Annotated in this window: 9 protein-coding genes; 2 read left to right on the top strand and 7 right to left on the bottom strand. The window is 61.5% G+C overall.

Going from position 1 to position 9,656, the window contains the following annotated elements; all coding sequences use genetic code 11:
* The 7 genes from DXT88_RS23395 to DXT88_RS23365 form a co-directional block, all read right to left on the bottom strand.
* The coding region (locus tag DXT88_RS23395; protein WP_265216257.1) for a branched-chain amino acid ABC transporter permease at positions 1-704 on the bottom strand (704 nt) is incomplete at its 3' end.
* Between the two features lie 52 nt (positions 705-756).
* Entirely contained in the window at positions 757-1,524 is a 768-nt protein-coding gene (locus tag DXT88_RS23390) for an ABC transporter ATP-binding protein (protein ID WP_016834230.1), read from the bottom strand.
* Complete coding sequence (locus DXT88_RS23385) at positions 1,524-2,291, bottom strand: ABC transporter ATP-binding protein (RefSeq protein ID WP_265216256.1); 768 nt, start codon at positions 2,289-2,291, stop codon at positions 1,524-1,526. The genes DXT88_RS23390 and DXT88_RS23385 overlap by 1 nt, the downstream gene beginning before the upstream one ends.
* Positions 2,292-2,299: 8 nt before the next feature.
* Positions 2,300-3,223: a LysR family transcriptional regulator gene (locus DXT88_RS23380; protein ID WP_029363438.1), complete on the bottom strand. Its 924-nt coding sequence runs from the start codon at positions 3,221-3,223 to the stop codon at positions 2,300-2,302.
* Positions 3,224-3,238: 15 nt separating this feature from the next.
* Positions 3,239-4,498, bottom strand: a complete 1,260-nt coding sequence (locus tag DXT88_RS23375; protein WP_407649397.1) for an ABC transporter substrate-binding protein — start codon at positions 4,496-4,498, stop codon at positions 3,239-3,241.
* A gap of 176 nt (positions 4,499-4,674) precedes the next feature.
* Positions 4,675-6,153, bottom strand: coding sequence for an FAD-dependent tricarballylate dehydrogenase TcuA (gene tcuA / locus DXT88_RS23370; RefSeq protein ID WP_265216255.1), 1,479 nt, complete (start codon positions 6,151-6,153; stop codon positions 4,675-4,677).
* A 160-nt stretch (positions 6,154-6,313) separates the two neighbouring features.
* Complete coding sequence (locus DXT88_RS23365) at positions 6,314-7,795, bottom strand: aldehyde dehydrogenase (protein ID WP_265216254.1); 1,482 nt, start codon at positions 7,793-7,795, stop codon at positions 6,314-6,316.
* Between the two features lie 422 nt (positions 7,796-8,217).
* Between DXT88_RS23365 and DXT88_RS23360 the strand changes: the two genes are divergently transcribed.
* Together DXT88_RS23360 and DXT88_RS23355 are read left to right on the top strand one after the other, a co-directional pair.
* Positions 8,218-8,973, top strand: coding sequence for an electron transfer flavoprotein subunit beta/FixA family protein (locus tag DXT88_RS23360; protein ID WP_265216253.1), 756 nt, complete (start codon positions 8,218-8,220; stop codon positions 8,971-8,973).
* Positions 8,974-8,985: 12 nt separating this feature from the next.
* The coding region (locus tag DXT88_RS23355; RefSeq protein ID WP_265215371.1) for an electron transfer flavoprotein subunit alpha/FixB family protein at positions 8,986-9,656 on the top strand (671 nt) is incomplete at its 3' end.

Genomic DNA, 9,656 nt, shown 5'->3' with positions numbered 1-9,656 from the left:
GCGAACACCACGATGATCAGGTTCGAGCCCATCAGCGGCGACACCTGGATCACCGGCGCCGCCAGCACGCCGGCGAATGCCGCCAGCGCCACGCCGAAGCCGTAGGTCAGGGTGACCATCAGCGGCACGTTGATGCCGAAGGCTTCCACCAGTTTCGGGTTCTCGGTGCCGGCGCGCAGGTAAGCGCCCAGACGGGTCTTTTCGATCACGAACCAGGTCGAGAAACACACCACCACCGACGCCAGCACGACCCAGGCGCGGTAATTCGGCAAGACCATGAAACCGAGGTTGGTCGCGCCCTGCAGTGCGTCAGGCACCGAATAAGGCTGGCCGGAGACGCCGTAGATCGAACGGAAGATGCCTTCCACCATCAGCGTGATGCCGAAGGTCAGCAGCAGACCGTACAGATGGTCCAGCTTGTAGAGCCAGCGCAGCATGGTCTTTTCGATCACGATGCCGAATGCGCCGACGATGAGCGGCGCCAGGATCAGCATCGCCCAGTAATTGATGTTGAAATAGGTCAGGCCTACCCATGCCGCGAACGCGCCGAGCATGTACAAGGCGCCGTGCGCAAAATTGATCACGTTGAGCAGGCCGAAGATGACCGCCAGTCCCAGCGACAGCATCGCGTAGAACGAGCCGTTCACGAGACCCAGCAGCAACTGGCTCAGCAACGCGGTTAAGGGGATTCCGAATAATTCCATGTCAGCATCGTTTGCGGTAGGGGTTGATCAAAATGACGGCGCAGCCGGGCGCTCAGACACCGAGCAGCTCATTGAGCTTCTGCGTCTTCGATTCGAGTTCCGACGAAGCGAACGACTCGACGATCTGGCCGTGTTCCATCACATAGAAACGATCGGCCAGCGGTGCAGCAAAGCGGAAGTTCTGTTCCACCATCACAATCGTGTAACCCTTGGCCTTGAGCATCAGGATCATGCGCGCGAGCGCCTGCACGATCACCGGCGCCAGGCCTTCGGAAATCTCGTCGAGCAGCAACAGGCGTGCGCCCGTGCGCAGGATGCGCGCCACCGCCAGCATCTGCTGTTCACCGCCGGACAAGCGCGTGCCCTGGCTGTTGCGGCGTTCCTTCAGATTCGGGAACATGTCGTAGATCTCGTCGATCGACATGCCCTTGTCAGTCTTGGACACGAACGGCGGCAGCATCAGGTTTTCTTCCGCCGACAGCGACGAGAAAATGCCGCGCTCTTCCGGGCAATAACCGACGCCCTGATGCGCGATCTTGTAGGTCGGCATGGCGACGGTTTCATTGCCGTTGATCCTGATCGAGCCCTTGCGTGCACCGACCAGCCCCATGATGGAACGCAAGGTGGTGGTGCGACCGGCGCCGTTGCGGCCCAGCAGCGTGACCACTTCGCCCTTGTTCACCGACAGGTTGACGTTATGCAGGATGTGGGATTCGCCGTACCAGGATTGCAGGTCGGAAATCTCCAGCGCCGGCGTGCCGCCGGTTGCGGATGCAATACCGCCTTGTTGCAATGTCGCCGCACTTGTCACGATCGTCATCAGTGTGCTCCTTCCAGCGCGCCGGCAGTGGTGCCCATGTAGGCTTCCATCACCTGCGGATTCTTCGATACCTGGTCATACGTGCCTTCGGCCAGCACGGCGCCGCGCTGCAGCACGCTGATGCGGTCGCAGATGCCGGCGATGACGTTCATGTTGTGTTCCACCATCAGGATGGTGCGGCCGACCGAGACCTTCTTGATCAGCGCGGTCACGCGATCGACGTCTTCGTGGCCCATGCCCTGGGTCGGTTCATCGAGCAGCATCAGTTCGGGTTCCATCGCCAGCGTCGTGGCGATTTCCAGCGCGCGCTTGCGCCCATACGGCAAATCCACCGTCAGCGTATCGGCGAAACTGGTCAGGTCGACTTCGTCGAGCAAGGCCATGGCGCGGTCGTTGAGTTGCTTGAGGCTGTCGCTGCTCTTCCAGAAATGGAAGGACGTGCCGAGCGTGCGCTGCAAACCGATGCGCACGTTCTCCATCACGCTCAGGTGTGGAAACACCGCCGAAATCTGGAACGAACGGATGATGCCCTGGCGCGCAATCTGCGCCGGCGCTTCCATCGTGATGTCGCGACCGTTGAACAGGATCTGGCCCGAGGTCGGCACCAGGAATTTGGTCAGCAGGTTGAAGCACGTCGTCTTGCCGGCGCCGTTCGGGCCGATCAGCGCATGGATGTGGCCGCGCTCGACTTGCAGGTTGACTTTGCTTACCGCTGTAAAACCCTTGAATTCCTTCGTCAGGTTTTTTGTCTCCAGGATGATGTCCATGTTGTCTTTCAGTTGATGCCCGCCCGCATTGCCGGCCCATGCGATTGCTCGCGCGCCGCCTGCATCAGCCAGGCGATGAACAGCTTGAGCGTCGGCGAGGCTTCTTCATGTTCGGGATAGACCACGCAATATTTCTTCAGGCCGCGTATCGGCCGGTCCAGCGGTATCAGCAAGGCGCCGCTGCGTAATTCGTCCTCGACGTACAGACGCGGCACCAGTGCAATGCCGCGACCGTAGCAGGCCGCCTGGATAATCATCGAAAACAGATCGTGGCGCGGTCCGCCGACCGGATTGCGGCCCTGGAATCCCTGCATGTCGAACCAGTGGCGCCAGACGTCTTCGCGCGTATTCTTTTGCAGCAATGGATACGCCGCCAGTTCGTCGATGCTGAGCGCAGTCTTGCCGCCCAGCAGTTGCGGGCTGCAGACCGGCACCAGCTCTTCCTCGAACAGCAGTTCCTGCGCATTGCCGGCCCAGGCCGGATGCTCGTAATGCACGGCGGCGTCGAACACCGAATCGCCGAACAGGAAAGGCAGCGCCCGCTCGCTCAGGTTGACCACGATTTCCGGATGCAGGCGGCTGAACTCCGACAAGCGCGGAATCAGCCATTTGGTGGCGAAGGTGGGAATCACCGCCAATTCGAGGATCTGCTGTCCGTCCTGGTAAGCCATGGCGCTGAGCGTATTGCGTTCCAGCCGGTTGAGGTCTTCACGCACGTGCGCGAAATAGGCCTTGCCGATGTCGGTCAGCTGCACGCGCTTTTTGACGCGATGAAACAGCAGCAGATCGAGGAACTCTTCGAGTCCCGCGATCTGGCGGCTGATGGCGCCCTCCGTCAGCGACAGCGCATCGGCGGCGCGCGAAAAACTCTGGTAGCGCGCCGCCGCCTCGAAGGCCATCAATGCGGTGATGCTGGGAATTTTCCTACGCATCGACGACCGCTTTCGTCATTGCTTCTTGGCGAAATTGCAGGTGCCGCTGGCCAGCGACGGATAGGCTTCATCGCCCGGCACCACTGCGCGGATGTTGTAGTAGTCCCATGGCTTCTTCGACTCGGCCGGCGTCTTCACCTGCATCAGGTACATGTCATGCACCAGCAGGCCATCGGCGCGGATCTTGCCGTTCTTGGTGTAGAAGTCGTTGACCGGGGTTTCCTTCATCTTCTTGATCACGACATCGGCATCGTCGGTGCCGGTTGCCTTGATCGCGTTCAGGTATTGCAGCGTCGACGAATAGTCGGCGGCCTGGATCGACGACGGCATCTTGCCGACGCGCTTGAAGAAGCGTTCCGACCATTTGCGCGTCTCGTCGTTGGTGTCCCAGTAGAAGGCTTCGGTGACGTACAGACCTTGTGCGGCTTTCAGGCCGAGCGCGTGGATGTCGTTGATGAACATCAGCAGGCCGGCGAACTTCTGCTTGCCGGAATTGAGCATGCCGAACTCGGCGGCGGTCTTGATCGAATTGATGGTGTCGGCGCCGGCGTTGGCCAGTCCGATGATCTTGGCGCCGCTCGATTGCGCCTGCACCAGGTAAGACGAGAAGTCGGACGTGTTGAACGGATGCTTGACCACGCCGACGATCTTGCCGCCGTTGGCTTCCACCACGGCGGTGGTGTCGGCTTGCAGCGAGTAGCCGAAGGAATAGTCGGCGGTCAGGAAGTACCAGGTGTTGCCGCCCTGCTTGACGATGTACTTGCCGGCGACATTGGCCATGGCTGCGGTGTCGTGGTTGTAGTGCAGGCTGTACGGCGTGCAATCCTCATTGGTCACGCGCGTGGTGCCGCCGCCGGTGACGATGGCGATGCGCTTCTTCTCCGCCGCGACCTTGATGGTGGCCAGCGCGGTGGCCGAGCCGGAGATGTCGGTGATCATGTCGACCTTGCGCTGATCGATCCACTCGCGCGCCGTCGAGGCGGCGATGTCGGCCTTGTTCAGGTGATCGGCCGAGATCACTTCGATCGGCTTGCCGTTGACCTTGCCGCCGAAATCTTCGACCGCCATCTTGACCGCTTCGACCGCACCCTTGCCGGCAAAATCGGAGAAGGTGCCGCTCAGGTCGGTGAGTACGCCGATGCGTACGACATTGTCCGAGATGCCTTGCGGCTGCGCCGAGGCGCTGCCGTACAGCAAGGCGGAACAGACCGCGGCGCTCATCAGCTTCACGGCCGTGGAACTGCCGGGATGCCTGAGGATGTTCTTGATATTCATGTAAGTCTCCTGGAATGGGAAATTGATGCCTTCACCGCAATCGCGTGCTCAGGCACAGGCGCGAACCTGCCCCCGATGACGGTGCCAGTCATCGCTCTCTTGTTATGCATACATCGAAACTGCCGTGTCGCTGCGCTGCATGAGATCGGATCGATCCCGTGCAGCGCATGCGGAAATCAGCGAGCGCGCGCGCGCAGCGCCGCTGCCGCGTGTTCGCCGGCGATCTTGCCGAAGACCGCGCCGCGCATCACCGACGTTGCGCCGGTGTACACCTGGTAGTACAGACCCGCGGCTTCGCCTGCGGCATACAGACCGGCGATCGGCCGGCCATCCTGGTCGATCACCTGCGCCTGCTTGTTGGTCTTGACGCCGCCGTAGGTAAAGCAGATGCCCGGGATAATCGGGTAAGCGCAGAACGGGCCGCGCTCGATCGGGCGCGACCAGTTCGACTTGTTGATGTCCAATCCCTGCGTCGCCAGCCCGTCCGCTTCCAGCGGTTTGAACGCGCCGCCCGGCGGGCAGGCGGCGTTGTAGTCCTGGATGGTGCGCAAGAACGGCGCCGCCGGCAGGCCGCAAGCTTCGGCCAGCTGTTGCAGCGTGTCGGCCTGGATCACCGGCTGGTCGGTGCGGATGCTCTTCTTCCAGTTCGGCACGTCGTTGATGCTCTGGTCGAACACCACGTAGGCGATGCCGTCGGGCTGCTCGCCGATGTCGCGCGAGATGTGGTCGTAGTGGACGTCGACCGGGCCGGGCGCTTCGTCGAGGAAACGTTTGCCGCGCTTGTTGATCAGCACGCCGTAGGTGAAGTTCATCACCAGCGCTTCGGTTGCGCCCGAGCGCGGGTCGAGCGGTTCGGCATGATACGAGCCGAAGTCGCCGGCCGGCGCCGCGCCGGCGTCAAGCGCCATGCGGATGCCTTCGCCGCGGTTGTAGTAGCCGCCGCGCGCCACCGGCCGCACGAACCTGGCGCTGTTGCCGAGGTATTGCGTGAGCATTTCCGGATTGCCTTCGAAGCCGCCCGACGCAATCATCACGTTGGTGGCGCGCAGGACTTCCTGGCGGCCGTCGGGTCCGGTGACGGTAACGCCGAAGACCTGGTCGAGGCCGCGTTCCATCTTCGTCGCCGTCGTCTCGTAACGGAATTCGACGCCGATCTTTTGTGCATGCGCCAGCAATGCTTCGATCATTGCCAGGCCGCCTCCGATCGGCATCAGACGCGGCGCTGCAGCGGTGACGAAGTAAGTCGGCAGCGTGTCGAAACGCACGCCGAAACCCTTGAGCCATTGCACCGTCGGCCCGGCCTGTTCCGACAGCGTCGAAATCAGCTCCGGATCGGGCATGCCGTGCGCCTTCACGAAGGATGGCCAGGTAGCGTATTCGCCCGAGACTTCCCGGATGATGTTGGGGTCGAGGTTGTAACCGGCGTTGCTGATGAGGCGCTCTTCAAAATCGTCGCTGACTTCAGTATCGCTTTTCATGCGGAAATAGGATTCGGTCCAGCGCGTATTGCCGCCGAACTCTTCGCGCACCGAGCGCTCCAGCACCAGCACGCGCGCACCTGCGGCGGCGGCGGACACTGCCGCCGACAAGCCTGAAATGCCGCTGCCGATGACCAGCAGATCGCAGTTGGCGGGCTTACCCGATTGTGTAGTCATGATGCATACCTGTTCTGTTGCGGCGCCGTCCCGCATCGCAATGAGGCCGGCGCCTTGTCTCTTCACGGCTGCAGTAGCGTAGTGGCGCAGACCATGTTACCTGCTGCGCGGCGACCACGTCGCCGCGCTCCGTTCCACGCCATAGATCGATACTTGCAGATCAATACTTGCGGATGAACGGATCGGGCATGTCGAGATCGGTCGAAATCCACACGCTCTTGGTGTCGAGGTATTCCTTGACCGCCTCGATGCCGCCTTCGCGTCCGGTGCCGCTGTCCTTGTAGCCGCCGAACGGCGTGGTGAAACTGGTCGAGCGGTAGTTGTTGATCCACACGGTGCCGGCCTTGATGCGCGACGACATGAGCATGGCGCGGTGCAAACTGGTGGTCCACACGCCCGACGCCAGGCCGAAGCGGATGTCGTTGGCGATGCGGATGGCGTCTTCTTCATCCTTGAACTTGATGACCGACAGCACCGGACCGAACACTTCTTCCTGGGCGATGCGCATGTCGTTGCTGACATCGACGAAAATGGTCGGTTCGACAAACTGGCCGGCGCCGTAGCCTTCACCGGTGCGGGCGTTGCCGCCGAACACGCAGCGTGCACCTTCGTTCTTGGCGATGCCGATGTACTCCATGACCTTTTCGAATTGCGGACGCGTCGCCACCGGGCCGACCTGCACATCAGGCAGTGTCGGATCGCCGAGCTTGGCCTTGCTGGCGATGGCCACCAGACGCTCGACGAATTCGTCGTGGATGCCTTCCTGCAGCAGCAGGCGCGAACCCGCCATGCAGGTCTGGCCGCCGGCCGAGAAGATGCCGGTGATGACGCCGTTGGCGGCGCGGGTCAGATCGGCGTCGTCGAAAATGATGTGTGGCGACTTGCCGCCCAGTTCCAGCGAGACGCGCTTGAAATGCTGCGCGCCGAGCACGTTGACCTTGCGACCGCCTTCGTCGCCGCCGGTGAAGGCGATGCGCGGGACTTTCGGATGCGTGACCAGCGGCTCGCCCACTTCAGCGCCGAAACCGGTGATGACGTTGAACACACCCGGCGGGAAGCCAGCCTCGATAAACAACCTGGCCAGCTCGAACATCGATACCGAAGTGTGCTCGGATGGCTTGGCGATGATGGTGTTGCCTGCGCACAGCGCCGGCGCGATTTTCCACGCGGTCAACAGCAGCGACGAGTTCCATGGCGTGATGGTGGCGACCACGCCGATCGGCTCGTAGCGGGTGTAGTTGAAGACCTTGGGCTTGTCCATCGGGATGACGGCGCCCTGGATCTTGTCGGCGAGGCCGCCGTAGTAGTAGAAGTATTTGGCCATGTAGCGCACCTGGCCGCCAACTTCGCTTTTCAACTTGCCGTTGTCGCGGCTTTCTGCCAACGTCAGCGTGTCGGCGTGCTTCTCGATCAAAGTGCCGAGCTTGTGCAGCAGCAGGCCGCGATCCGTGGCCGACATGGTGCCCCACGGACCTTCCATTGCGGCCGAGGCGGCCTCGACGGCGCGGTTGACGTCATCCTTGTTGGCACGCGGGACTTGCGCCCATGCTTCGCCGCTGAACGGATCGAGCGAGTCGAACCATTGGCCCGAGAGTGGATCGACCCATTCGTTGTTGATGAATAACTGATAGCGCTGCGTCATGCGTGGCTCCTAAGGAATAAATTTTCAGTGGTTCTTGTTTTCGATGAAAAATTATTGTTTTTTTGGAGCCCTGGTAGCAAACGAATAATAGTAATGAAGTTGTGCGAATTTGGAATCAACTCTGCGGCGCGGATTCCATCGATACCGCGCAAACCCTTTCCCACGCTGAATCTCCCTCCTGCGGATCAACTCCACGTCTTGAGTTTCTTGCTGCGGTGCACGTAAAAGAATATCGCTGCGCCGGTATTTTCGCCCCTGCGAAGATCGGCGACTTCATGACACCGGCGCACAAGGTGATTCCTTCTTATCGTTTGCGGCGCTGCGCCGATAGTCCAATACTTCGGTCCGTGTGATGACGGCATGGTGGTTCGCCACGTGTGAAAACCGGCATCGCGTCTTTGAACTCTGTGGAGACCGCAAGCATGAAAGTTCTGGTATCAGTCAAACGCGTTGTCGATTACAACGTCAAAGTGCGCGTCAAATCCGACGGTAGCGGTGTGGACATCGCCAACGTCAAGATGTCGATGAACCCCTTCGACGAGATTGCAGTGGAAGAAGCCACGCGTCTGAAGGAGGCCGGCAAGGTCACCGAAGTCATCGCCGTCTCCTGCGGCGTGACGCAATGCCAGGAAACCCTGCGCACTGCGATGGCCATCGGCGCCGACCGCGGCATCCTGGTGGAAACACCGGCCGACCTCGACCTGCAACCGCTGGCCGTGGCCAAGCTGCTCAAGGCGCTGGCAGACAAGGAGCAACCGCAACTGATCATCCTCGGCAAGCAAGCCATCGACGACGATTCCAACCAGACCGGCCAGATGCTGGCGGCGCTGCTGGGCTGGCCGCAGGCGACCTTTGCTTCCAAGGTTGTGGTCGAAGACGGCAAAGTTTCCGTGACGCGCGAAGTCGACGGCGGCCTCGAAACCCTGTCGCTGACCTTGCCCGCCATCGTCACCACCGACCTGCGCCTGAACGAACCGCGCTACGTCACGTTGCCCAATATCATGAAGGCCAAGAAGAAGACCCTGGACATCGTCAAGCCGGAAGACCTGGGCGTGGACGTCGCCCCGCGCGTCAAGACGCTCAAGGTCGCCGAGCCGGCCAAGCGCAGCGCAGGCGTGAAGGTGCCTGACGTCGCCACCTTGGTGGCCAAGCTCAGAAACGAAGCCAAAGTCATTTAAGGAAGAGACAACATGACCGCACTTGTCATTGCAGAACACGATAATGCCAGCCTGAAAGGCAGCACACTGAACACCATCACCGCCGCCGTACAAACGCAAAAAGCGGCCGGCGGCGACGTCCACGTCCTCGTGGCAGGTCATAACGCGAAAGCAGCTGCTGATGCCGCAGCCCAGATTACTGGCGTAACAAAGGTCCTGCTGGCCGACGCGCCGCAATTCGCCGACGGCCTCGCCGAGAACGTTGCCGAGCAAGCGCTGGCCATCGCCAGGGACTACACTCACATCCTGGCCCCGGCCACCGCCTACGGTAAGAACATCCTGCCGCGCGTGGCCGCCAAGCTGGACGTGGCGCAGATTTCCGAAATCACCAGGGTCGACAGCCCTGATACGTTCGAGCGTCCGATCTACGCCGGCAATGCGATCGCCACCGTGCAATCGACCGACGCCATCAAGGTCATCACGGTACGCACGACCGGCTTCGATGCAGCAGCAACAGGTGGCAGCGCCGCAGTCGAATCGCTGACGGCCGTCGCCGACTTCGGCAAGTCCAGCTTCGTCTCGCGCGAAGTGGCGAAGTCGGATCGCCCTGAACTGACCGCCGCCAAGATCATCGTCTCCGGCGGTCGCGGCATGGGTTCGTCGGAAAGCTTCAAGATCCTGGAACCGCTGGCCGACAAGCTCAA

This window comes from Herbaspirillum lusitanum (genome assembly GCF_026127345.1).
GTDB lineage: Bacteria > Pseudomonadota > Gammaproteobacteria > Burkholderiales > Burkholderiaceae_D > Herbaspirillum > Herbaspirillum lusitanum.
Note: the sequence above shows the minus strand (reverse complement) of the source record. Positions and strands in the feature narration are given on the sequence as shown.

Bases quoted from the DNA above. Each gene is read 5' to 3' on its own strand.
- DXT88_RS23390 (WP_016834230.1), bottom strand. From the start codon at position 1,524: ATGACGATCGTGACAAGTGCGGCGACATTGCAACAAGGCGGTATTGCA.
- DXT88_RS23385 (WP_265216256.1), bottom strand. From the start codon at position 2,291: ATGGACATCATCCTGGAGACAAAAAACCTGACGAAGGAATTCAAGGGT.
- DXT88_RS23380 (WP_029363438.1), bottom strand. From the start codon at position 3,223: ATGCGTAGGAAAATTCCCAGCATCACCGCATTGATGGCCTTCGAGGCG.
- DXT88_RS23375 (WP_407649397.1), bottom strand. From the start codon at position 4,498: ATGAATATCAAGAACATCCTCAGGCATCCCGGCAGTTCCACGGCCGTG.
- tcuA (WP_265216255.1), bottom strand. From the start codon at position 6,153: ATGACTACACAATCGGGTAAGCCCGCCAACTGCGATCTGCTGGTCATC.
- DXT88_RS23365 (WP_265216254.1), bottom strand. From the start codon at position 7,795: ATGACGCAGCGCTATCAGTTATTCATCAACAACGAATGGGTCGATCCA.
- DXT88_RS23360 (WP_265216253.1), top strand. From the start codon at position 8,218: ATGAAAGTTCTGGTATCAGTCAAACGCGTTGTCGATTACAACGTCAAA.